The organism is Aliivibrio wodanis, from assembly GCF_052920805.1.
Genome location: NZ_JBREXA010000002.1, coordinates 1,240,920 through 1,265,208 on the forward strand (window position 1 = coordinate 1,240,920; position 24,289 = coordinate 1,265,208).

A 24,289-nucleotide genomic window follows, 5' to 3' on the forward strand; every position below is an offset into this window, starting at 1 on the left:
CCTGAAGAGTTACTTAACTCATATTGGTGTTTGACTTTCATTCCAAAGAATAGAGTATGAATTTAAGATGCAGCTATCTCATCGGTCCCTAAAGCAGCTCACCATATTAGTCTCACTGACAATATCTCTTATGTTTGTCATAAGTTATCTCTGTATTCATTATTTTTGGAACTACGATAAAGCACTAGAGGTGGCAAAACAACAGCAGTCAGAAGAAGTTAATCGTATAAAAACCGTTCTTAACTTAACCGAGCGTGATTTAACAAACTCCTTAGAAGATTATGCCTCATGGAATGACCTTTCTGATTACATTGATAAGCCTAACCAAGAATTTATTGATGACAGCATAAATGATCATGCTTTTTCTTCATTAAAACTAAACGGAATTTTTATCTTTGACAGTAATGTTAACCTTATCTGGGGACGACATTATGACCCATTTTTGGATCAAGAACTTTCATATGATGAGATCCGCTATAAGTTTGGGTCTTTACTTGCTAACACATTACAATCACCTAAAGATAAAATCACCACTAACACTAAATTTTTAGTCATAAATGATAATCCTGTTCTTATGGCAACATCGAGAGTTTGTAATAGCCACGGGAAGATTTGTGATAAAGGTTATATGATGATGCTTAAACCTATCAACAAAAAATTCACGCATACCCTGAAGTTAGCAACAGGTATTGATGTCACCATCCTAATAAAAGAAAAATCTAAGATTCAAGAGTTACCATCCAAAAACAATATTTCTATAATTAAAAAACTGGATTCTGATAATAAATCAATTACTTACTTTATGATAAATCACACTATAAAAATACCTAGATTTATTAGTTTTGGGGAGCTTAGCGCTATTTTATCCTTTGCTAGCTTTATGTTTATTGCCAATCTATACCTTGCTCATTTGATCCTTAAGCCATTTAAAAAAGCTCGACTTACATTAGAGTATTTAAGTAAAGGAGATATTCCTCCTACAGCCTTAGCAGATCGCTTTATATCACAAGAAATACGAGATTTTGCCCACCACATTAATCAAGTTTTTATTGAATTAGATACACAAAAAAAAGAACTCGAATGGATGTCTTACCATGACACCTTAACAAAAGTAGCCAATCGTCGAAAATTACAGATACACTGGGATGAAGTATCAAATGATCATCATAAAAACTATATCAGCGTTGCTTTAATTGATATCGACTATTTTAAGCCATTTAATGATAATTACGGTCACTTAGAAGGAGATATTGCTCTTCAGATGGTAGCTCAAGCACTAAAAGAATCAGCAACTGAGTGTGATAAATTTGTCGCTCGCTTTGGAGGAGAGGAGTTCTATATTGTTCTTTCTTCATCTCAACCAATTGATAGTGAGAAAGAAGCTAGTTTACTTATTGAAAGTATCAATCGACTTGCAATCCCTCATAAATATACAGAAACAGAGGTTAATTGGTTAACTATTTCGTTAGGGATGGTAAGTTGCCAACAGCAGCCATTACACTGTCAAAAAGAGATATTACTTATTGCAGATCAAGCACTCTATCAAGCGAAAGCTAATGGTCGAAATAGGTATGTGATTGAGAAATATCAGTCATGTACAGCCAAAAGTAATTATAATACCAACCCAAATAGTGGTTAGGGTTGGTATTACTGCTTGTTATTTACTTATTCGCATTTAATTGCTCAGCAAAATCTAACATGCGATTTAATGGAATTAAAGATTTTATACGGATCTCTTCATCAACAAAGATTTCATGCTCTGCGCCACCTTCACTCAACGCTTTCTCTATCGCTACAAGGCCATTCATCGCCATCCACGGACAGTGAGCACAACTACGACATGTTGCACCTGCACCGGCTGTTGGAGCCTCTAACAGTTCTTTTTCTGGAACCATTTGCTGCATTTTAAAGAAGATGCCTTTATCTGTCGCTACAATCATTTTTTGCTGTGGCAACTCTTTTGCTGATTTTATTAGCTGACTTGTAGAGCCTACAGCGTCTGCTAATTCAACCACACTTGCTGGTGACTCTGGGTGCACTAATACGGCTGCATCAGGGTGAAGTGCTTTTGCATCTTTTAATGCTTTTGCTGAAAACTCATCGTGAACAATACATTCACCTTGCCACAACAGCATGTCTGCGCCAGTTTTATTCGCAATATATGAACCTAGGTGACGATCTGGTCCCCAGATGATTTTTTTATCATCATCATCTAGGTGCTCTACAATTTCCAATGCAATACTAGAAGTTACAACCCAATCAGCACGTGCTTTAACTGCTGCTGAGGTATTTGCATAGACAACAACAGTATGATCAGGGTGAGCATCACAAAACTCTGTAAATTTGTCTGCGGGGCAACCTAAATCAAGTGAACATTCTGCTTCTAATGTTGGCATTAAAATCGTTTTTTCAGGCGTTAAGATCTTTGCAGATTCGCCCATAAAACGAACACCAGCAATCACTAATGTTTTTGCATCATGACGATTACCAAATTTAGCCATTTCTAATGAATCACCAACAAATCCGCCGGTATCTTCAGCTAATGCTTGGATCTCTGGATCAGTATAGTAATGCGCTATTAATACTGCATTTTTATCTTTTAACAGCTGTTTGATTTTAGCAATATACTGCTTTTTATCTTCACTGCTTAATTTGAGGGGTTTTGGTGGAAAAGGATATACGGTGTCGACATGATCTAGAATATGGCCCATTGCTTAGCTCATCAATTTCTTCAAATAATCTGAACATTATACCTCTAATGATATAAGCGGCAAGTTGGAGGCAATAAAAAAGGAGCTATTAGCCCCTTTTATATCAATCTAGTTTTAGTATTAGTACCTAATACACTTATAGATTTTTTAGTTGTTTTCTTGCTGTTTGTGCGCTCGTACTTTCAGAATATTCTGTCACAACTTTTTGATAATACTTTTTAGCTGCTGCAGTATTGCTATTACGTTGTGCAAGATCTCCTAACTTCAATAACGCATCTGCGCGCTTATTTGAATCAGAATAGCTCACGACTTTGGCAAAACTTTTGGCCGCTTCAATATCATTCTTTTGAGAAAAGTATAATTGACCTAACCAATAATGTGCATTAGAGGCATAAACAGAATCAGGATAACCAGCAATAAAATCTTTAAATGCTTTGGCTGCACCTTCATAATCTTTTTCTTTTAAGATTAAATCAACTGCATTTTGATACGCCTGATTTTCATTAGTATCTGTTGCATAAGCACCAGTAGATTTATCTGACGGATCTGTAGGAGTCGTTGCGGTTACTGCTGGCTTAGCGGTTCTCAGTGTATCTATTTCGATATACAACTGACGTTGGCGCTCTAACATCTGATCAAGTTCGTAGCTATTGCGTTCAACCATACCACGCATTTCTGATAGTTCTTCTGATAAACCATCTAACTGCTGCTGTAGCTGTAGTTGAATCTGATTACGGCTATTAATTAAGCGTTCTAAACGCTCAATACTTGAAGAGGATGCAGTGCCTGAAGACGTTGAACTCGAATTGAGATCGGTGACTGGAGCAGCAGCGGCGACCATAAAGGTCGCCGCACTAGCCAGCAACGTAAGCGGAATAATTCGCTTAAGGTTACTGTATTTCATATTAACTCAGCCTTAAACTGTCGTATTAGTATACTAATACTGCACGACGGTTTTTAGCGTAATCTTCAGCAGATTGACCTAATACTAGTGGTTTTTCTTCACCGTAGCTTACGATAGAGATTTGGTCAGCAGAAACACCTAGAGCTTGTAGGTATTTAGCAACTGCACTTGCACGGCGCTCACCTAGTGCAATGTTGTACTCTGGAGTACCACGTTCGTCAGCATGACCTTCTACAGTCACTTTAACATTAGATGACTTGCTTAAGAATGCAGCGTGCGCAGCTAGCATATCTTGATACTCTGAAGAAATTGTAGAGTTATCAAATGCGAAGTAAACAGTCTGAACTTTACGAAGTTCTTGCTCTGCTTGAGCGCGGATTTCTTCTTCTGTCATTTGAGCTTCAGCATCGATAGGTGATACTACTGCTGTATCCGTTTGTTCTTGTGCGCCTTTGTTCGTCGTTTCTTGGCCAGCAGTACTGTCAGTTGCGCTGTCGCTAGAACTACAAGCAGAAAGAGCAACCACAGGCAGTGCGATTAAAAGACTCTTAAGAAGTTTATTTAGTTGCATTGTATTTTCCTTATTTTCCTAAATATTTAGTAGCTATAAAAATGGCGACCACGCTGGTGCCCGTACACGTCCGTTCGTTGCTGGTAATCGAGCTTTGAAACGGCCATCTATAGATACCATCGATAGTACATTTTGTTTTCTATAAATAGAACTGTAAATCACCATGCCACCATTGGGCGCAATACTCGGTGACTCATCCAGTAATGTCTTAGTTAAGACCTGAACAGCCCCAGTTTCTAAATCTTGTTTTGCTAGATTAAATCCAGTCTCTGAACGATTTACCATGACAATAAATTTACCATCAGGGGTGATCTGCCCACCAAGATTTTGACTGCCTTGCCAGGTTAAACGTTTTGTCAAACCATCTCTTAAATTTACTCTATATATCTGAGGTTTACCACCCCGATCTGAGGTAAATATAAGTGACTTGTTATCTGGAGCCCAAAATGGCTCGGTATTATTCGACCTTCCACGCGTAATTTGACGCATATTTTTAGTTTTTAAATTTACAATATAAACATGTAAACTTCCCGACTTTGATAAAACTATCGCTAATTCTTCACCATCATGAGAAAAACGAGGGGCTCCATTATGGCGAGGGTACGATGCTATTAACTCTCTCTTTCCAGTATATATGTTCATAATGAAAATTTGTGATTTACGATTTTCAAAACTTACATAAGCTAACTTCTTACCATCTGGTGACCATGCAGGTGACATGATTGGTTGTTTTGATTTCAATACCAAACGTTCGTTATAGCCATCGTAATCTGCAATTCGTAACTGATATGGATACTGTGAATCATCATTAACGACCACATATGCGATACGAGTTAAAAATGCTCCTCTTTCACCTGTCAGTTTTTCATAGACAACATCTGAGATACGGTGTGCATATTTACGTAACTGTTTCTTTGATAATGACGCTACTTTATTTACTAAAATATGATCACGCGTTAATACTAACTCACCAGAGCTATTTAACGCCTTTGACTGGCCCTTAGTAAGTTGTCCTCGAACTACATCAATGAGTTTATAGGTGATTTCATATTTACCTTGAGCATTAAGCTTAACTTCACCTGTAACAATGGCATCAACACCCATTCTGGTCCAAGCTTCGTAATTAATATCCGAATCTTTATAAGGTGTCTGTGGCATTTTATTAGTAGCAACAGGACTAAACTTTCCACTGCGCTGTAAATCAGATGAAATGATAGCAGAAATATCTTGAGGTAATTTACCTTCACCATGCCACTTAAATGGCACTATACCTATCGGTCTTGCGGAATCAATACCCTCGGTAATAACCAGTTCTAATTCAGCTTTTGCTACCTGACTAAATGTCAAACAAGTAACAAAGAGAGTTAATATCCATCGTTTAAACACTTTATCTTCCCTTATTCTGGTTGAACCGTAAGGTTTATGTTTGTAAGTTGAGACGCTATATCTGCATCTTTTGGCATTGGAAATACATTAACTTTTGTTACGGCTGTTTTCGCTGCACGACATACTTGCGCATCACCGCTTAACGTAGTAACCGAAAGCAGCAATCCTGATGAAGTTAGCTTCATTTTTACTCGGCAGCTTTTGCCAACATAAGTTTCATCAATTAACAGGTTTTGCTGAATCATCTGTTTGTATATTGCCCCAAAACGAGATTTTTCATCATTAATATGTTGTTGTTTAGCCGAGCTATTTTGAACGGTTTCATCTTCTAAACCAGCAAAAATATCATTTAGAGCTGCTTCTTTCTGCTTTCTATCAGCTTCTGCTTTCGCTGCTCGTTCTCTCTCTCTTTTTGCTTTTTCTGCGGCTTTCGCTTTTGCTATTCGTTCTGCTTCGGCTTTAGCTTTGGCTTTTTTCTCAGCTTCTGCTTTCGCTTTTCTTTCTGCTTCAGCTTTAGCCTTCGCTTTTTTCTCTTTAGCTACACGGTCAGCTTCTAGCTTAACAGCTCTTTCTTTATCTGCTTTTACTTTTGCGACTCTTGCGGCTTCAGTTTTTGCGGCTTCGTCAGCCTGACGCTTGCGCTCTACTTTTTCTGCGACAGCACGCTCTCTCTCTTTTTCTGCTTGAGCCACTGCTTTTTTACGCTCAGCTTCTGCCTGTCGAGCCGCTTTTTTCTCTTTTACTTGCTGCGCTTTTAGCTGACGAATTCGCTCTTCTTCTGCTTTGCGATTTTTCTCTAATTGTGCTGCTTGTTGCTTTAAACGCTTTAGTCGTTCTTGCTCAGCACGCTCAGCTCTTTCTCGCTCTTGACGAATTTGAGAAGCTTGCCTTGCGATAGTGTTTGGATCAATCACAACTGCTTGAATGGTATTAGGCTTTGCCTTCTCATCCATAGAAAAATCACTGCCAAAAATAAGCGCTGCAACTAATAACAAATGCAGCACAACAGATACGACAATGGCGAAGGTGTAATTACTGTCCGATTTCATTAATGATTATTCACTTCTATTCCTTGAGATCGGTAAGTAGTCCAACTTTACTTACCCCGGCACGACTTAATTCATCAAGAACTAACACAATCTCTGAATACGGCGTGCTTGCATCCCCACCAACCGCTACTGGTGAGTTTGGTTTAATGCTTAACTCGGCTTTTACATTTGTGATCATTTCTTGCATTGATATTGGGCGACGAACTTCTTGATTATCAACACTTAACCCTAAATTACCATCTTGATCAACTTCAACAATAATAAAAGTGGCGTTAGGATCTTCACCTGCCATTGCTTGTGCTGATTTTGTATTTGTCATTTCTGGTAACTCAACATCAACGCCTTGCGTAACAAATGGAGCGGTTACCATAAAGATAATTAGTAGTACCAACATAACGTCAATATATGGAACAACATTGATCTCTGCGGTTAATTTTCTTTTTTTAGGTTGATAGCCAGACATTATTGCTCCTGACTTGACATAGCTTGACGGTGTAAAATACTAGAAAACTCATCCATAAATGCAGCATAGTTGTGTTCTAACTTACCCACTTTAACGCTTAAACGGTTATAAGCAATTACCGCAGGGATTGCAGCAAATAAGCCCATAGCTGTTGCAACAAGTGCTTCAGCAATACCTGGAGCTACCATTGCTAAAGTTGCTTGCTTCACTGCACCTAATGCAATAAATGCATGCATAATGCCCCAAACAGTACCAAAAAGACCAATATAAGGAGTAATTGAACCTACTGTTGCCAAAAAGGGTAAATTAGTCTCAAGGCTATCAACTTCGCGTGATACGGTAACGCGCATTGCCCTTACTGTGCCATCCATAACCGCTTCTGATGAAGACCCATTTACTCGGGATAAACGTGCAAATTCATTAAAACCAGAATAGAAAATCTTCTCTGTGCCACTAATTCGGTCTTTACGTACCTTCACTTCATTAAACAATTGAGATAAATCCATTCCTGACCAAAATTTATCTTCAAAGCGTTCAGCATCACTACGGGCAATAGATAATACTTTAGAGCGTTTAAAAATCATTGCCCATGACATTACAGATAAGCTCAATAAAATAAGCATCACGATCTTAACTAATAAACTAGCTTGTAAAAATAGATCGAGAATTGATAGTTCACCTGTCACAAGATATCTCCGATAGTATAAATGATGGTATCGCTATTGGTTTCATTTTTGAATTATCAATACAGGCTACCTTAACTGTAGCTTTGCACAATACCTTACCTTCAGAATTAACCAATAACTGACAAAAGGTCAATGATACCCTTTTAATTTCTGTTATGAATGTTTCAACAATAAGGTGCTCATCTAATCGAGCACCTTGAATAAAATCAATAGTTAAGCTTTTAACGACAAATCCAACTGATTTTTCTAATAGTACTTGTTGAGAGACACCGTGGTAACGAAATAATTCCGTGCGAGCTCGTTCAAAAAATTTAAGATAGTTAGAATGATATACAACCCCACCGGCGTCGGTATCTTCATAATAAATGGTTATTGGCCACTTAAATTCACTTTTATTCACGACACTGCTTCTCTTTTTTATTGAAAAATCAGATGGTAACTATAACTGATAATTAACTATGTTCACTATCCAAAATAATGATTTTAGAGTTAAATCGCCAAAAAAAAAGCGGTTTATCACTTTAAAAAGTAACAAACCACTTAGTATGACGTTCCAATAACCAAATTTGTTGGTTGCTAAAAGCTACATAAGATAAAGGTAGCTAAAGTAACTTAAAATTAGTATGGAAAAATATGGACTAAATAGTAGCTTCCAAATCCATTTTTGCGGGACAAACCCAACGGCAAAAATGAACGCTGTGCACACCGAATAAATCAAGCTAGGTGCTAATAAACCACCAAAACCGCCAATTTGTTCCGCATATACTGTTGGCTCCCACATTAGCATTGCCATGTGAAAAATAGCCGCTCCAACTAATAATAATCGTACAATGATATTATTAATTGGGCGTTGAACGTTATCTATTTTGTCAGCGAGATTACTCACTGTCTTTGTCCATCATTTCTGAATGCTCTAGCCAAAGCGCATTAATGATTGCAAATGAGCATGCTAGTAGCACGCCTAGGATCCATGCGAAATACCACATAATTATGCTCCTTAATAAAGCGAATTTTTGTTTTCTTCAACAAATTTAGTGTCGATACGACCAAACATTTTATAATATGTCCATGCTGTGTAAGCAAGAATGGTCGGAACCATAACTACTGCAACTACTGTCATAATATTCAATGTTAGCTCACTTGATGTTGAATCCCACATAGTCAAACTATGATCTGGGTTTAAGCTTGATGGCATTACAAATGGGAACAGTGCAAAACCAGATGTTAAAATAACACCTGCATTGGTTAGGCTTGATGCAATGAACGCAACCCATGCTTTCTTCAGCTTAGTCGCAATCATAGCAATAACAGGCATAACAACCGCAAGAGCTGGTGCAATCCATAGTAGTGGATATTCTTTAAAGTTTAAGAATAAAGCGCCTACTTGACGGATAACATCTTTATTTAATGGGTCTGATGGTGCGTTATGATCCATTACACTTGTAATCACAAAACCTTCAATACTTTGAGCCCAAAAACCTGCAACCGTAAACAATACGATAATCAATGCTGAACAAATCATTGATACTTGACTTGCTCGTGCATGTATTTGATCGGTTGTTTTCATTTGTAACCAAGTTGCACCCTGCAATACAAACATTGCTGAACTCACCAAGCCACAAATTAATGCAAATGGATTTAGTAGGTCAAAGAAACCACCATGATACTTAAGCATCATTAGGTTGTTCAATTCAAATGGAACACCTTGAAGAAGGTTACCAAATGCAACACCGAAAATAATTGGCGGAACAAAACTACCAATAAAGATGGCTGCATCCCACGCTGAACGCCAGCGCTTATCTTCAATTTTAGAACGGTAATCAAAACCGACTGGACGGAACCATAATGCAGCTAAAGTCAGCATCATTGCTAGGTAAAAGCCAGAGAATGATGCAGCGTAAACTAAAGGCCATGCAGCAAATAGTGCACCACCAGCAGTTACTAACCAAACCTGGTTACCTTCCCAGTGAGGAGCGATTGAGTTAATCATCACTCGACGTTCTGTATCTGTCTTACCGATGATAGGCACTAGTGCACCTACCCCCATATCAAAGCCATCTGTTACAGCGAAACCAATCAGTAATACACCGATCAATGCCCACCAAACAAATCGCAATACTTCGTAATCAAACATTACTCAAATCTCCGTTGTTATGCTTCTACTTGGCGAGATAATTTCGCTTCTGAATCTTGACCATCTTGTTCAAAGTGGTAGCGGCCTGTTTTCAAGCTACTAGGACCTTTACGTGCGAACTTCACCATTAAGTAAACTTCAGCAATCAAGAATATCGTGTACAGACCAATAATCATTGCCATCGAGATTAAAATCTCAGATACCGTTAATGCCGACGCTGCAACATTTACTGGTAAGATTTCACCAACAGCCCATGGTTGACGACCATACTCTGCGACAAACCAACCGGCCTCAATTGCGATCCATGGTAGCGGCATACCAAATAAGGCAGCTTTAAGTAACCATGATTTTTGACCAATTTTCTGACGGCATGTCTGAACAAAGGCAAAACCAAAGATAAGCAGCATTGCCACACCACAAGCAACCATGATACGGAACGAGAAGAATAGCGGCCAAACTGTTGGGATTGAGTCATCCGCAGCGGCTTTAATTTGATCTTCTGTTGCATCAACAACTTTATCGGTGTAACGCTTAAGTAATAAGCCGTAACCTAGGTCATGTTTAACATCATCAAATGCAGCAATGTTTTCTGGTGTTTTATCACCATTACGTAATTTTTCCAGCAATTCATACGCAATCATACCGTTACGAATACGAACTTCGTGCTGTTCTTTAAGATCTCGTAAACCTGTTACTTGCTTATCCAATGAACGAGTTGCAATAATACCCATTACATATGGGATCTTAATTGCGTAATCCGTTTCCATTGATTCTTGGTTTGGTAAACCAAAAACAGTAAAGGCAGCAGGTGCTTCTTCTGTGTGCCATTCAGCTTCAATTGCTGCTAGCTTCACTTGTTGAACTTCACCTAGCTCATAGCCAGATTCATCACCAAGTACCATTACAGATAGAATTGATGCCATACCAAATGAGGCAGCAATAGCAAATGAGCGGCGAGCAAACGCAACATCACGACCTTTTAATAGGTAGTAAGAACTGATACCAAGTACGAACATTGCACCACAGGTGTAACCTGATGCTACTGTATGTACGAATTTAACTTGAGCTACTGGATTTAATACCACTTCAGCAAAGCTCACCATTTCCATACGCATGGTTTCAAAGTTAAATTCTGCGCCAACTGGGTTTTGCATCCAGCCATTTGCTACTAGAATCCAAAGTGCTGAGAAGTTTGAACCTAACGCCACCAACCAAGTTACAGTAAGGTGCTGACGTTTTGATAAACGATCCCAACCAAAGAAGAATAAACCAACAAAAGTAGATTCTAAGAAGAAGGCCATTAGTGCTTCGATGGCAAGAGGCGCCCCGAAAATATCACCAACATAGTGAGAATAGTAAGACCAGTTTGTACCAAACTGGAACTCCATCGTTAGACCTGTTGCTACGCCTAATGCGAAGTTAATACCAAACAATTTACCCCAGAACTTTGTCATGTCCTTGTAAATTTGCTTGTCTGTCATTACATATAAAGACTCCATGATAGCCAGTAAGAAGGCCATACCTAAAGTCAGGGGAACGAATAGGAAGTGATACATCGCTGTCATTGCAAACTGCAATCGCGATAACTCCACTACATCAAAGATCATGAGAACTCCTTTGTGTCAGGCTGAATGACACAGTGCTTCCACACTTTTGGGTGAGCGTAAAACTTTATACATTGGTTTTAATATTTATAACCGTATTAATAACTATAAAGTGTTACATGATTGTGTAAAAAACGTTAGCTTAATGTTAAGCTTAACCTAATATAGAACCTGCTAATATTAATGGTAAATTCATTTTCTTTCAAAAGGTTTGTCCATTTTTTGTAAGTTAATTACAATAAAAATTGTATAAACGACCATTTTTCACACTTTACACATTTTTAGTACGTAAAAGCGGATGATTTTGATCACCCGCTTTCAATTAACTTACATTATTATTAATAATTTATGAAGGATTATGAAAATGATTTCGCTTTATTTATCAGGTTTATCAATACCAAAATGCAAATAAGCTCGGTCAGAGACAATACGCCCTCTTGGTGTCCGTTGAAGGTAACCTTGCTGAATTAGATAGGGTTCAATGACATCTTCAATCGTGTCTCTTTCTTCACCAATTGCTGCTGCAACATTATCAAGACCAACTGGCCCACCATCAAATTTTTCCATAATCGCTAATAAAAGCTTTCTATCCATGTAATCAAAACCACGAACATCAACATCAAGCATATTCAAAGCTTTGTCTGCAATCTCAGAAGATATATGACTATCACTCATTACATCCGCATAATCTCGTACTCGACGTAATAATCGGTTAGCAATACGTGGAGTACCACGAGCACGACGAGCAACTTCAAGTGCTCCTTCTGATTCCATCGATAAATTAAGGCAATCTGCACTACGTTGAACAATATATTGAAGATCATCGACTTTGTAATACTCTAATCGTTGCACAATACCAAAACGATCACGTAGTGGAGACGTTAGTGAACCCGCCCTTGTCGTTGCACCGATAAGAGTAAAAGGGGGTAAGTCGATTTTAATCGAGCGAGCTGCAGGACCTTCACCAATCATAATATCTAACTGGTAATCTTCCATTGCTGGGTACAGTATTTCTTCAACAACTGGACTTAATCGATGGATCTCATCAATAAATAAAATGTCGTTTTCTTCTAAGTTTGTTAGAAGTGCAGCTAAGTCCCCTGCTTTTTCAAGAACAGGTCCCGACGTTGTACGAATATTGACTTCCATTTCATTGGCTACGATATTCGCTAATGTGGTCTTGCCTAATCCTGGGGGACCAAAAATTAATAGATGATCAAGAGGCTCATTCCTCATCTGTGCCGCTTTAATGAATATCTCCATTTGACTGCGAACATGGTCTTGCCCTCGATAATCATCCAGTTTTTTTGGTCGTATTGCTCGATCGATGACTTCTTCTTCACGGAAAACAGGGTTATCAGCAGCAATAAGGCGATCAGCTTCAATCATAAAAAGGCACTCAGGGATTCAATAAATAGTAATAAGTAAAAAGCAATTCATAGAGAATAATGGGAATGATTAGATCATCGATTTCAATGATTCGCGAATTAGTGCTTCACTTGTCATATCCGGTTTTGCTACTTGAGAAACAATTTTTGATGCTTGTACTGGCTTATAACCCAGAGATATCAATGCACTCACCGCTTCATCTTGAGCACTTTGAGGTGAAGTTATTAAATCAGAACCATCGTCCATTGGCGCAGCATCAGTCGCAGGAGTAAATAAATCACCAGCTCCCCATCCTTTAAGACGGTCTTTCATTTCTACCACTAAACGCTCTGCTGTTTTCTTGCCTACACCAGGCAGTTTTACTAATGTTGAAATATCTTCACGCTCAACACTTTGTACAAACTGAGAGGCCGTCATTCCAGATAGAATAGCCAGACCAAGTTTAGGGCCCACACCATTTGCTTTAATGACTTCTCTAAATAAAGCTCGTTCTTTTTTAGTATTGAAGCCATATAATAATTGAGCATCTTCACGTACAACATAATGAATATAAATGATCGCTTCAGTGCCAATTTCTGGTAACTCATAAAAACAACTCATCGGCATTTGGACTTCATAGCCAATACCACTAACTTCAATCAACAATTCTGGTGGTTGTTTTTCTAATAGATTTCCACGAAGGCGTCCGATCACAATAGATACTCTTTAAATAAATTAACTATATCGAATAGTAATAAAGAACTGGATAGATATCCAGTAAAAGAAATGAGAATTTAGTACTACCTTAACGATAGCGTCCACGTCGGGCACTGGTTGCTTTACCTGCTAATGCGATTAAAGTTTTATTAGTATTAGCATGACAAATCGCAACCCCTAATCCATCTGCTGCATCGGCTTGTGGTTTTGCTGGCAGTTTCAGCATGCTCATTACCATATGCTGAACTTGTGCTTTATCTGCCCCACCCGTTCCTGTCACTGCTTGTTTAATTAAACGTGCTGCATATTCATATACTGGTAAATCTGCATTTACTGCGGCGACAATTGCACTGCCTCGGGCTTGTCCTAACTTTAACGCTGAGTCTGCATTTTTAGACATGAAGACTTGTTCTATGGCGAATACATCAGGCTGAAACTGGGTAATAATTTCAGAAACACCGGCATAGATTTGCTTTAAACGACCAGGAAGTTCTTTTTCTGACATACGGATACAACCGCTACCTAAATATTGTAGATGTCGGCCATTTTGACGGATAACACCATAACCGGTAATGCGAGAGCCGGGATCGATTCCTAAAATGATAGACATAGTAAAACCACTGAGTATTTATACATATATATTAGCTAGATATCCTTCTAAACTCAAGATATTACTCGTACTTGCTTGTCTCGTTTTAATACCATTCTGGATAAGTAGTTGTTCAGATAATTGCGTAGGAAAAATCGATTAGAGCAAGGCATAAATTACAGTAACTAGTGGATCTAATTACAAAATTTATAACGTAGATATAATCGATTTTAACAAGCAAGAATGATCAAATACTTATGTAGATTGGTATAAATAGAGCAGATACAAAAATGCCCGCATAATGCGGGCATTTTTAAGAATAAAGAAAACTTAATTAAGCGTCTTTTTTCTCAGCAAGTTTTACTGCAATCGATAGCTCAGTAAGAGACTCAGGATTTGCAAGACTTGGTGCGTTCGTTAGTAGACACGCAGCTGCTGTTGTTTTCGGGAATGCAATAACATCACGGATGTTTTCCGTACCACAAAGAAGCATAGCTAAACGGTCAAGACCGAATGCAAGACCTGCGTGTGGCGGCGTACCATATTTTAGAGCTTCAAGTAAGAAACCGAATTTCTCTTGTTGCTCTTTCTCTTCGATACCTAAAATACCAAATACCGCTGTTTGCATTTCAGCATTGTGAATACGAACTGAACCACCACCAACTTCATAGCCGTTGATAACCATATCGTATGCATCAGAGTTTGCTGCTGCAGGATTTGCTTTAAGCTCTTCTGCTGTCATGCCTAATGGAGAAGTGAATGGGTGGTGCATCGCGTGCAAGTTACCTTCACCATCTTCTTCAAACATTGGGAAATCAATAACCCAAAGTGGAGCCCATGCTTTCTTATCTGTCAGCTCAAGATCATCGCCAAGTTTAACACGTAAAGCGCCCATTGCTTCTGCAACGATACCTGCTTTATCCGCACCAAATAGGATGATATCACCCGTTTCAGCTTCTGTACGATCTAAGATGCTGTTTACGATATCTTCGCTTAGGAACTTAGCAACAGGAGATTGAACACCTTCAAAGCCAGCAGCACGATCGTTCACTTTCATCCAAGCTAGACCTTTCGCACCGTAAATGCCTACGAACTTGCCGTATTCATCAATTTGCTTACGAGAAAGTGATGCGCCGCCAGGAACGCGAATAACCGCTACGCGGCCTTTTTCATCGTTAGCAGGACCAGCGAATACTTGGAATTCAACATCTTTAAGAAGATCAGCAACATCAACTAATTCTAGTGGGTTACGTAGATCTGGCTTATCAGAACCAAAACGACGGATCGCTTCAGAGAATGGCATAACTGGGAATTGACCAAGTTCAACATCAAGAAGCTCTTTCCACATATCATGAACCAAACGCTCAGTGATATCACGAACTTGGTTAGACGAAAGGAAAGACGTTTCAATATCAATTTGAGTAAATTCAGGTTGACGGTCAGCACGTAAATCTTCATCACGGAAACATTTAACGATTTGATAGTAACGGTCAAAACCAGACATCATCAGAAGTTGCTTAAACAACTGTGGTGATTGTGGAAGTGCGTAGAAACTGCCTTTATGAACACGGCTTGGTACTAGGTAATCACGAGCGCCTTCTGGCGTTGCTTTTGTTAGTACTGGTGTTTCGATATCTAAGAATAGGTTCTCATCTAAGAAACGGCGAACGAAGCTAGATGCACGAGCACGTAACTTGATACGGTCACTCATTTCTGGACGACGTAAATCAATGTAACGATACTTTAGGCGTTGTTCTTCAGAGTTCGTTTGATTGAAATCCAGTGGAAGTGCTTCTGAACGGTTGATGATCTCAAGACCTGTCGCGTAAAGTTCAACTTCACCCGTAGACATATCTTTATTTACTTGGCTGTCAGGACGAACACGTACTTCACCAGTAAATTTGATACAGAACTCATTACGCAGTTGGTTAGCGATTGAAAAGATATCTTTCATATCTGGATCAACAACTACCTGAACGACACCTTCACGATCTCGCATATCAATAAAGATAAGACCGCCTAAGTCACGGCGACGGTTTACCCAGCCGCAAAGTTCTACAGTTTGCCCTGCAAGGGACTTGTTCAGGTTACCACAGTAATGGGTGCGCATGATGATTTTCCCAATCTAATATATATATCAATAGTAAACGCAGTAAGAAAGACTTACTGCACTTTTCATAAACCAATTTACGCTTGCTAAAATGACGAATAAAACAGCTACCTTGCTGAATTAATAAGCTAAACGCAAAAATATAGCGACATTATAAAGGAAAATCCCTTTAACGACATAGTAAGGAGAAAAAAAAGTTCACTTTCAATTTTCATAGCCCTAAAGACATTAAGATAAGAATTAACTACAATAGCGACGTGATGTGCAGGAGCGCATAAGAAAATGCCATTCTAGGTAAGTAGTACACCAATATTTACCTAGAATTGTATGATGTAAGTATGGATATAAAAACCGCCTTTGTGAGAATCCCATGGCTAACCCAGACACAATATTTTCAGCACCGATTGATAAAATTGGTGATTTTACATTTGATGAGCGTGTTGCTGAAGTCTTTCCAGATATGATCCAACGTTCAATCCCAGGCTACAGTAATATTATTTCCGCCATTGGAATGCTTGCCGAACGTTACGCTAAACCTCATTCAACGGTTTATGATTTAGGTTGTTCATTAGGTGCTGCAACCCTTTCTATGCGCCGCCATATTGAGCAAGAAGGCTGCCAAATTATCGGTGTTGATAATTCATCAGCCATGGTTGAACGATGCCGTTTACTTATCAATGCTTATCGTTCTGATACACCAGTGACGATTATTGAAGCTGATATCCGAGATGTCGACATTCAAGATGCCTCTGTTGTGGTACTTAACTTTACTTTGCAGTTCTTAGTTCCCTGCCGATCGTCGTGCTTTACTTGAAAAGATTTACGCCGGTTTACGTCCTGGCGGCATTCTTATTTTATCTGAGAAGTACATATTTGAAGATGAAAATGCGAACGAGTTACTTATCGACCTGCACCATGATTTCAAGCGTGCAAATGGCTACAGTGAACTAGAGATCAGTCAAAAACGCAGTGCTATCGAACATGTCATGCTACCTGACACCATTGAAACTCATAAACAGCGCTTTAATGATATTGGCTTTAAAAGTGCTGAAGTATGGTTCCAGTGCTTCAATTTCGGCTCTATGTTTGCCATTAAATAATCGAATATTGCCATTTATTTTTTCTAATTTATTAATTTAAGATGCCTCAATGATTAACTTTGCTAATTTTTACACTCTAATTTCTCAAGATACTATTCTTCAGCCGTGGTTAAATGTTCTTCCTCAGCAACTCACTGATTGGCAGAACGCAGAGCATGGTGATATTGAACGCTGGACTAAAGCGCTAACAAAAAATCCCAGAAGGGTGCGCAGATAACATTGACTTAAAAACGTCGGTGACACTATCAAATAATGAGCCTTTAGTGGATGGACAGCGTAAAAAATTAGAAAACTTATTACAAACCTTCCACCCTTGGCGTAAAGGACCTTTTACGGTTCATGATATTCATATTGATACCGAGTGGCGCTCAGATTGGAAATGGGATCGCCTACTGCCTCATATTACTCCATTAAAAAATCGCTCTGTATTAGATGTAGGCTGTGGCAATGGTTATCACATGTGGCGTATGCTCGGTGAAGAAGCTCGTTTATGTGTTGGTATCGACCCATCACACCTATTTTTAATTCAGTTTGAAGCCATTCGTAAACTAATGGGCGATGATCAACGCGCTCATTTATTACCATTAGGTATTGAGCAGCTTCCTGAATTAAATGCGTTTGATACGGTATTTAGCATGGGTGTTCTTTATCATCGTCGATCTCCACTTGACCATTTGATCCAATTAAAAAATCAATTAGTCGCTGGCGGTGAGTTAGTACTAGAGACTCTGGTTATTGATGGCGATGAAAATGCAGTATTAATGCCAGTCGATCGCTACGCTCAAATGCGTAATGTTTTCTTCTTCCCATCAGCACGAGCATTAAAAGTATGGCTTGAAAGTGTCGGCTTTGTTGATGTAAAAATTGTGGACGAATGTGTCACAACTACAGGTGAACAACGTTCAACAGAATGGATGAAACACAATTCATTACCTGAATACCTAGATCCTAATGACTCAACAAAAACAATTGAAGGCCACCCTGCTCCTAAGCGTGCAATCTTAATTGCTAAAAAACCTGACTAAACTCTAACATTTGGGGGCTATTCGCTCCCATTTATTATCGTTATTATTCCTATGTTACTCTAACTCAACGGAACATCAAATGATCCAACGAATTCTACCTCTGGTTGCCATTTTAAGTCTTTCGGGCTGTGCATTAACGCCACAAGTTCAGCAAGTATCAACCGATAACACCGAAACAGTTGCAGCAATTAAATCCATGGAATCAAATTTAAATACACGTTTAGGCGGCATGGAGAGCAAGATTGAAATTCAAAATGAGTATATTGCGACGTTAGAAAAAGAGTTATCCAATGTTTCTGAAGAACTGTCATTAGTTAGATCGGAACAAAATAAAATTCAGACTGCACTAAAATTAGTAACAGAAAAGAAGAAGCACTTAACACCATCTCCGGTATCACTTCAAAACCAAGTACTCAAAGACACTCTTATTTTAGGTGCGATTGAAAATGTTGAAATAGCTGATATTGAACAAGGTTTTAGCGCCCGAATTGATACAGGTGCAACCACTTCATCTCTTAATGCTATCGATTTACAAGAATTCGAGCGAAATGGAAATAAATGGGTTAGGTTTCATCTACTTAACCAAAATATACAAAAAGGTAGTAATGAACTAGAGTGGATAGCCGCTCCTGTTATTCGTAGTGTAAAAATACGCCAATCCACAACAGAAGAGCTAGAGCGCCGTCCAGTAGTTGAACTGTGGATCAAACTTGGCGCTATCCATGAAAAAGTACAGTTTACTCTTGCCGATCGCTCCCATATGACCCATTCTGTTTTATTGGGTAGAGAATTTATTCAAGACATTGCCATTGTTGATGTTAGCAAAGAGTTTGTTCAAAGCAAAAAGTAGTACCTATCTCATAGAAGCGGTAGTTTTTTCAATATCTTAGTAGTAAAAGCTACCGTTTGAATTACAATTATAACTATTATTAACTTATGCCATTACAATGAGGACGTTATGCCATCAAGAGTTCCTTTTTATTTTCTTATCTCATTATTAATTGTCGCCGGGCTTACATTGAGCTGGTTACGCCATGATTCATACGGAGTACCTTGGACACCAGGAGAGACAAGTCAAGTATGGGATGTAGAAGCCCGTATTCAATTTGATGCTGCAAATAAACCCGTTAAGGTTTCTATGGCGGCACCACAAACACAAACCGGTTTTACTATTGTTGACGAGAGTGCGTCTTCTCCTGGCTATGGTATTGCTTATTTATCTACCGAGTACGGTCGTAGAGCTGAATGGACAATCCGTCAAGCTGATGGACCGCAAACCCTCTATTATAAAACACAAATTTTAGTAGATCCTCAAGCAACTGTATTTGTAGAACCGCCTAAGACAGATAAACCAGAAACGGTTACTTTTGAAGGTCCACATGAAGCTGCTGCAATTTCATTATTAGATCAAGCAAGAGCTCGTTCTTCAGATGACATTACCTTAACTCGTGAGTTAATTAAGCAATTTAATGATCCTGACAATCAAAATGCATCGTTACTTCTTAATGACTTAACCAAAGTTCAAGCAGTATCTAAACTATTAAGTTATGAAGCAATTCATAATAAGATTGTTGGTGCTCTTTGGTTAGAAGATGGTCGTCGTCGTCAATCTGTTCAACACATGGTTGAAGTGTGGAATGGCGAGAAATGGCAACTGTTCAACCCTGCAACCGGCGAGCAAGGTCAACCAAACAATTTACTACTTTGGGATGAAACTAATGTCTCTCTATTGGATGTTGTTGGTGGTAAAAATAGCCAGATTAACTTCTCAATGATTGCACAAGAAATTTCACCGACCACTGCAACCGAGAAAAAAGTAGAAGCAGATAACCTGTTAAACTTCTCTATCCATAGCTTACCTCTTGAAGAGCAATCGATGTTTAAAACCATTATGCTTATTCCGATTGGTGCATTAATGGTTGTGTTTTTACGAGTTATTATCGGTTTAAAAACATCTGGTACTTTCATGCCAGTACTTATTGCCGTTGCTTTTGTTCAGACTCAACTAGTTACAGGTATTGTTGGTTTCTTACTGATTGTTGGTACGGGTTTAGTTATTCGTAGTTACCTATCCAAACTCAACTTACTTCTGGTGGCTAGGATATCCGCGGTGATCATTACCGTTATCATGATCATTTCAATCTTTACGATTGTTGCCTTTAAGATTGGTCTAACCGCCGGATTAAGTATTACTTTCTTCCCAATGATTATCCTTTCTTGGACAGTAGAGCGTATGTCTATCCTATGGGAAGAAGAAGGTTGGAAAGAAGTGGCAACTCAAGGTGGCGGTTCATTGCTTACTGCAGTATTAATCTACATCGCAATGACAAACCCATTTGTACAACACTTAACCTTTAACTTTATTGGTGTTCAATTAATTGTCTTAGCGGTAATTCTAATGCTAGGTAATTACACTGGCTACCGTTTAAGTGAGCTTCGTCGCTTTAAGCCTTTAGCGGAGGACTAGCCTATGTTTAGTAGATTTACGTCTCCTTCAAAACTAAAAGCTAAAGGGATCATGGGAATGAACCAACGTAACGGTGGCTATATTGGCCGTTACAATGACCGAAGCAAGTACCCATTAGTTGATGATAAATTAAAAACTAAGATCATTGCCGAGAAAGCAGGGGCTACCGTTCCTAAACTTATCGGCGTGATAGATAGCCAAGCTGAAGTGAAAAATATTCACGATATCGTTAAAGATTGGCCTGGTTTTGTAATCAAACCAGCCCAAGGCAGTGGTGGTAAAGGGATTTTGGTTGTCACATCTCATAAAGATGGTGTTTACTACAAACCGTCTGGTGCAGAAGCGAATAAACAAGATGTTGAACGACATATTACCAATACATTAGCAGGTCTTTTCTCCCTTGGTGGAAAAAACGACGTTGCAATGATTGAGAATTTGATCGAATTTGATGATGTATTTGATGGTTTTAGTTATGAAGGGGTGCCGGATGTACGAATTATCGTATTTAAAGGCTACCCTGTCATGGCAATGATGCGCTTATCAACCACAGATTCAGATGGCAAGGCAAACTTACACCAAGGTGCTGTTGGGGTTGGTATTGATATTGGTACAGGTAAAGCTGTGCGTGCTGTACAGTTTGATTTACCTGTTGAAAAACACCCAGATACAGGAAAGTTATTAAGTACTTTAGAAGTACCCCATTGGCATAAACTGTTAACGCTTGCATCAAGTGCTTGGGAAATGACAGGTTTGGGCTATATGGGTACAGATATGGTTCTAGATAAGAAATACGGACCTATGGTGCTTGAGCTTAATGCTCGTCCCGGTTTAGCGATTCAAATTGCTAATGGCACGGGTTTATTGCCTCGACTAAAGCACATTGAAAGCTTAGAAGAGACGGTTCCATACCCTACTCCTGAAGCGCGTGTTGCTTATGCGATGGAGCAGTTTGGTATTTATAATAAATAACAAGCCGCTACTAGCACAACCTAAATAGAAAAAGGGAAGACAGCGTATGCTCTCTTCCCTTTTTATTTATCTTCTAACTTTACTTTCCAAATCGAATACCGATTCTAATAACCACTATTTAGATAATTACTTTTCCCAGCGTTGCGCCGCTGATTTATCCGTCTCTCTTGATTCAACCCAGCGCACTTCTTTGGTTGTACGTTCTTTTTTCCAAAATGGCGCATTAGTTTTTAAGTAATCCATAATGAATTCGCATGAATCAAACGCCGCACCACGGTGAGCACTTGAGACACCAACAAAGACAATTTGATCGCCAAGTTCTAAGTCACCAACTCGGTGAATCACTTTCACTTTAAGTAGTGGCCAACGCGCTTTTGCTTGTGCAACGATATCATTCAGAGACTTTTCTGTCATACCTGGATAATGCTCTAGAGAAAGCCCTGTAACATCATCACCAAGATTCATATCTCGAACTTTGCCAATAAAAGTAACAACGGCTCCTGCTGCTGTGCCTTCCGCTAATAATTGATATTCATCGCCAACATTAAAGTCATGCTCTTGAACAGAAATCATATTAACCACCTGTCACAGGCGGAAAGAATGCAACTTCGTCACCATCTGCAACCGCAGAATCTAAACTTGAGATTGTTTGGTTAATCGCAACTAACAACTTGCCTTTTTCTAGCGCTAAATCCCACTTACCTTCTTTTTTGCTTAACTCTTCACGAATCGCTTCAGCTGTCGCGTAATCACCAGTAAGCTCCAGTTTGCCAGTGCCTACAAGCTCTTTTGTTTGAGCGAAAAATAATACTGTGATCATGCGTCTGCCTTAAAGTGTCCAGATTTACCGCCCGTTTTTTCTAATAAACGAACTTGACCAATAACCATATCTTTCTGAACGGCTTTACACATGTCATAAATAGTTAGTGCAGCAACAGACGCGGCTGTTAATGCTTCCATTTCTACGCCAGTTTTGCCCGCTAGTTTACATACAGATTCGATACGAACCATATTTTCAGCTTCAATCGCTTCTAATTGTACTTCAACTTTAGTTAACAATAATGGATGACACAGTGGAATAAGATCCCACGTTTTTTTCGCCGCTTGAATGCCTGCAATACGTGCTGTCGCAAACACGTCGCCTTTATGGTGAGAACCAGAAACAATCAGATTCAATGTTTCTGGAGCCATATGAACAAACGCTTCTGCACGTGCTTCACGAACCGTTTCTTGTTTAGCTGATACATCAACCATGTTTGCCTCACCAGAGGCATTAATATGAGTAAAATTTGACATAATTCTTCTTTATTATCCGCCAATAGAGGCTAAATGTGGGGTCATACCTGCATGGCCATCATGTAGAAAGTGGCCTTCAGCTTTGTTATCTAACTGAGTTTGAATACACTGAATTAATTCATCCTGCTGTGTATCTTCTTGCAACAGTTCGCGTAAATCAACACCATAATCACCAAATAGACACATATGTAATTTGCCTTTTGCTGATACTCGAAGTCGATTGCAACTTTGGCAGAAATCTTTCTCGTAAGGCATGATCAAACCAATTTCACCCATATAATCTGGATGAGTAAAAACTTGAGCAGGCCCATCACTTTCACCGCGTGGTTTTAATATCCAATTATTCGCAATTAAGTGATTACGAATGGATACACCAGACTGATGATGATTTTTAAACAGATCGTTCATTTCGCCAGTTTGCATCAATTCAATAAAACGTAATTGAATTGGGCGAGTTTGAATCCACTTTAAAAAGAGAGGTAATTCGGTGCTATTGAGATCTTTTAGTAGAACGGTATTAACTTTTACCTGCTTAAATCCCACTTCAATTGCTTTATCAATACCAGCCATAACTTCGGTAAATTTATTTTCACCTGTGATCTGATAAAACATATTAGGATTTAAACTATCAACACTCACATTAATATCCGTAAGGCCAGCTTCTCGCCATTCAGCGACATGCTTCTCCATACGATAACCATTCGTCGTGGTTGCGACTTTAGTAATGCCAGGTTGAGAGGCTACGGTGCGGATGATCTCAGTAAAATCTTTACGCAGACTTGGTTCACCGCCAGTAATACGTACTTTTGACGTACCACAACGCGCAAACGCACTGACTGTACGTTTGATTTCATCAAGTTCTAGGAAGGACTCTCGTTTACCATTTTCAGGTCTATAGCCATCAGGTAAACAATAAGTACATTTAAAATTACAGACGTCTGTAATCGACAACCGTAAGTAATAGAACTTACGATTAAAGTTATCTTCAAATTGTTTCGCCACGGAACACCTTTCCAAACACGGGAGGCTTGTTCATTTCCAAACAAACCCTTGTGACCGAATTGTCACTGGCTCACGCTACATATTGAGTGCTTCTTAAAAACAACTTAGTCGCTTGAGCTCGGAGTTATGGCAACCAAA

At 39.0% G+C, this 24,289-nt stretch carries 24 protein-coding genes, 2 pseudogenes and 1 riboswitch; of the genes and pseudogenes, 6 read left to right on the forward strand and 20 right to left on the reverse strand.

The window, feature by feature from the left end; genetic code table 11:
- Positions 1-130 precede the first annotated feature (130 nt).
- Positions 131-1,639 (forward strand): sensor domain-containing diguanylate cyclase, encoded by a 1,509-nt coding sequence (locus tag ACU5DF_RS13580; RefSeq protein ID WP_446713264.1) that lies wholly within the window; start codon positions 131-133, stop codon positions 1,637-1,639.
- A 22-nt stretch (positions 1,640-1,661) separates the two neighbouring features.
- Here the strand turns inward: ACU5DF_RS13580 and nadA are convergent, their stop codons facing one another.
- From nadA to aspS, 16 genes are all read right to left on the reverse strand, one after another.
- Positions 1,662-2,711 (reverse strand): quinolinate synthase NadA, encoded by a 1,050-nt coding sequence (gene nadA, locus ACU5DF_RS13585; RefSeq protein WP_446713265.1) that lies wholly within the window; start codon positions 2,709-2,711, stop codon positions 1,662-1,664.
- Between the two features lie 136 nt (positions 2,712-2,847).
- A complete protein-coding gene (ybgF, locus tag ACU5DF_RS13590; RefSeq protein WP_446713266.1) occupies positions 2,848-3,615 on the reverse strand; it encodes a tol-pal system protein YbgF in 768 nt (255 codons plus the stop codon).
- A 25-nt stretch (positions 3,616-3,640) separates the two neighbouring features.
- Positions 3,641-4,186 carry a peptidoglycan-associated lipoprotein Pal gene (pal, locus tag ACU5DF_RS13595; protein ID WP_446713267.1) on the reverse strand — a complete coding sequence of 182 codons (546 nt, stop codon included), beginning with the start codon at positions 4,184-4,186 and terminating at the stop codon, positions 3,641-3,643.
- A gap of 33 nt (positions 4,187-4,219) precedes the next feature.
- Entirely contained in the window at positions 4,220-5,572 is a 1,353-nt protein-coding gene (gene tolB / locus ACU5DF_RS13600; RefSeq protein WP_446713268.1) for a Tol-Pal system beta propeller repeat protein TolB, read from the reverse strand.
- A gap of 11 nt (positions 5,573-5,583) precedes the next feature.
- Positions 5,584-6,621, reverse strand: a complete 1,038-nt coding sequence (tolA, locus tag ACU5DF_RS13605) for a cell envelope integrity protein TolA (RefSeq protein WP_446713269.1) — start codon at positions 6,619-6,621, stop codon at positions 5,584-5,586.
- A 16-nt stretch (positions 6,622-6,637) separates the two neighbouring features.
- Complete coding sequence (tolR, locus tag ACU5DF_RS13610) at positions 6,638-7,084, reverse strand: protein TolR (RefSeq protein WP_045101704.1); 447 nt, start codon at positions 7,082-7,084, stop codon at positions 6,638-6,640.
- Positions 7,084-7,770, reverse strand: coding sequence for a protein TolQ (tolQ, locus tag ACU5DF_RS13615; protein ID WP_446713270.1), 687 nt, complete (start codon positions 7,768-7,770; stop codon positions 7,084-7,086). The genes tolR and tolQ overlap by 1 nt, the downstream gene beginning before the upstream one ends.
- Positions 7,760-8,170 carry a tol-pal system-associated acyl-CoA thioesterase gene (gene ybgC / locus ACU5DF_RS13620; RefSeq protein ID WP_446713271.1) on the reverse strand — a complete coding sequence of 137 codons (411 nt, stop codon included), beginning with the start codon at positions 8,168-8,170 and terminating at the stop codon, positions 7,760-7,762. Before ybgC ends, tolQ begins: the two co-directional genes overlap by 11 nt.
- Positions 8,171-8,353: 183 nt before the next feature.
- Positions 8,354-8,656 carry a cyd operon YbgE family protein gene (locus ACU5DF_RS13625; protein ID WP_045101701.1) on the reverse strand — a complete coding sequence of 101 codons (303 nt, stop codon included), beginning with the start codon at positions 8,654-8,656 and terminating at the stop codon, positions 8,354-8,356.
- Complete coding sequence (cydX, locus tag ACU5DF_RS13630) at positions 8,649-8,756, reverse strand: cytochrome bd-I oxidase subunit CydX (protein WP_012550467.1); 108 nt, start codon at positions 8,754-8,756, stop codon at positions 8,649-8,651. Before cydX ends, ACU5DF_RS13625 begins: the two co-directional genes overlap by 8 nt.
- Before the next feature lie 11 nt (positions 8,757-8,767).
- Positions 8,768-9,904: a cytochrome d ubiquinol oxidase subunit II gene (cydB, locus tag ACU5DF_RS13635; RefSeq protein WP_045101700.1), complete on the reverse strand. Its 1,137-nt coding sequence runs from the start codon at positions 9,902-9,904 to the stop codon at positions 8,768-8,770.
- A gap of 17 nt (positions 9,905-9,921) precedes the next feature.
- Positions 9,922-11,508 (reverse strand): cytochrome ubiquinol oxidase subunit I, encoded by a 1,587-nt coding sequence (gene cydA / locus ACU5DF_RS13640; RefSeq protein ID WP_045103278.1) that lies wholly within the window; start codon positions 11,506-11,508, stop codon positions 9,922-9,924.
- A 375-nt stretch (positions 11,509-11,883) separates the two neighbouring features.
- On the reverse strand, positions 11,884-12,897 hold the full coding sequence (ruvB, locus tag ACU5DF_RS13645; RefSeq protein WP_446713272.1) for a Holliday junction branch migration DNA helicase RuvB: 1,014 nt from the start codon (positions 12,895-12,897) through the stop codon (positions 11,884-11,886).
- Positions 12,898-12,966: 69 nt separating this feature from the next.
- The gene (gene ruvA, locus ACU5DF_RS13650; RefSeq protein ID WP_061028400.1) at positions 12,967-13,590 is read right to left on the reverse strand and encodes a Holliday junction branch migration protein RuvA; all 624 of its coding nucleotides are present in this window, start codon (positions 13,588-13,590) and stop codon (positions 12,967-12,969) included.
- 91 nt (positions 13,591-13,681) lie between these two features.
- Entirely contained in the window at positions 13,682-14,203 is a 522-nt protein-coding gene (gene ruvC / locus ACU5DF_RS13655; RefSeq protein WP_045101697.1) for a crossover junction endodeoxyribonuclease RuvC, read from the reverse strand.
- 313 nt (positions 14,204-14,516) lie between these two features.
- Positions 14,517-16,292, reverse strand: a complete 1,776-nt coding sequence (gene aspS / locus ACU5DF_RS13660; protein WP_446713273.1) for an aspartate--tRNA ligase — start codon at positions 16,290-16,292, stop codon at positions 14,517-14,519.
- Positions 16,293-16,662: 370 nt separating this feature from the next.
- Here aspS and cmoA point away from each other — a divergent pair.
- From cmoA to ACU5DF_RS13685, 5 genes and pseudogenes are all read left to right on the forward strand, one after another.
- A pseudogene (cmoA, locus tag ACU5DF_RS13665) lies at positions 16,663-17,392 on the forward strand (carboxy-S-adenosyl-L-methionine synthase CmoA).
- Between the two features lie 49 nt (positions 17,393-17,441).
- Positions 17,442-18,417: pseudogene (gene cmoB / locus ACU5DF_RS13670) on the forward strand (tRNA 5-methoxyuridine(34)/uridine 5-oxyacetic acid(34) synthase CmoB).
- Positions 18,418-18,496: 79 nt separating this feature from the next.
- Positions 18,497-19,267, forward strand: a complete 771-nt coding sequence (locus tag ACU5DF_RS13675; RefSeq protein ID WP_446713274.1) for an ATP-dependent zinc protease family protein — start codon at positions 18,497-18,499, stop codon at positions 19,265-19,267.
- Positions 19,268-19,375: 108 nt separating this feature from the next.
- Positions 19,376-20,884, forward strand: coding sequence for an inactive transglutaminase family protein (locus tag ACU5DF_RS13680; protein WP_446713275.1), 1,509 nt, complete (start codon positions 19,376-19,378; stop codon positions 20,882-20,884).
- 3 nt (positions 20,885-20,887) lie between these two features.
- Positions 20,888-21,853, forward strand: coding sequence for an alpha-L-glutamate ligase-like protein (locus ACU5DF_RS13685; RefSeq protein ID WP_060990567.1), 966 nt, complete (start codon positions 20,888-20,890; stop codon positions 21,851-21,853).
- A gap of 126 nt (positions 21,854-21,979) precedes the next feature.
- On the opposite strand, the gene moaE is transcribed toward ACU5DF_RS13685, so the two are convergent.
- From moaE to moaA, 4 genes are all read right to left on the reverse strand, one after another.
- Complete coding sequence (moaE, locus tag ACU5DF_RS13690) at positions 21,980-22,426, reverse strand: molybdopterin synthase catalytic subunit MoaE (protein WP_151653016.1); 447 nt, start codon at positions 22,424-22,426, stop codon at positions 21,980-21,982.
- 1 nt (position 22,427) lies between these two features.
- Complete coding sequence (moaD, locus tag ACU5DF_RS13695; RefSeq protein ID WP_045101689.1) at positions 22,428-22,673, reverse strand: molybdopterin synthase sulfur carrier subunit; 246 nt, start codon at positions 22,671-22,673, stop codon at positions 22,428-22,430.
- Positions 22,670-23,149, reverse strand: coding sequence for a cyclic pyranopterin monophosphate synthase MoaC (moaC, locus tag ACU5DF_RS13700; protein ID WP_045101688.1), 480 nt, complete (start codon positions 23,147-23,149; stop codon positions 22,670-22,672). Before moaC ends, moaD begins: the two co-directional genes overlap by 4 nt.
- A 12-nt stretch (positions 23,150-23,161) precedes the next feature.
- A complete protein-coding gene (moaA, locus tag ACU5DF_RS13705) occupies positions 23,162-24,151 on the reverse strand; it encodes a GTP 3',8-cyclase MoaA (protein WP_446713276.1) in 990 nt (329 codons plus the stop codon).
- Positions 24,140-24,287, reverse strand: a riboswitch (molybdenum cofactor riboswitch). Its footprint overlaps the gene before it by 12 nt.
- Positions 24,288-24,289 lie beyond the last annotated feature (2 nt).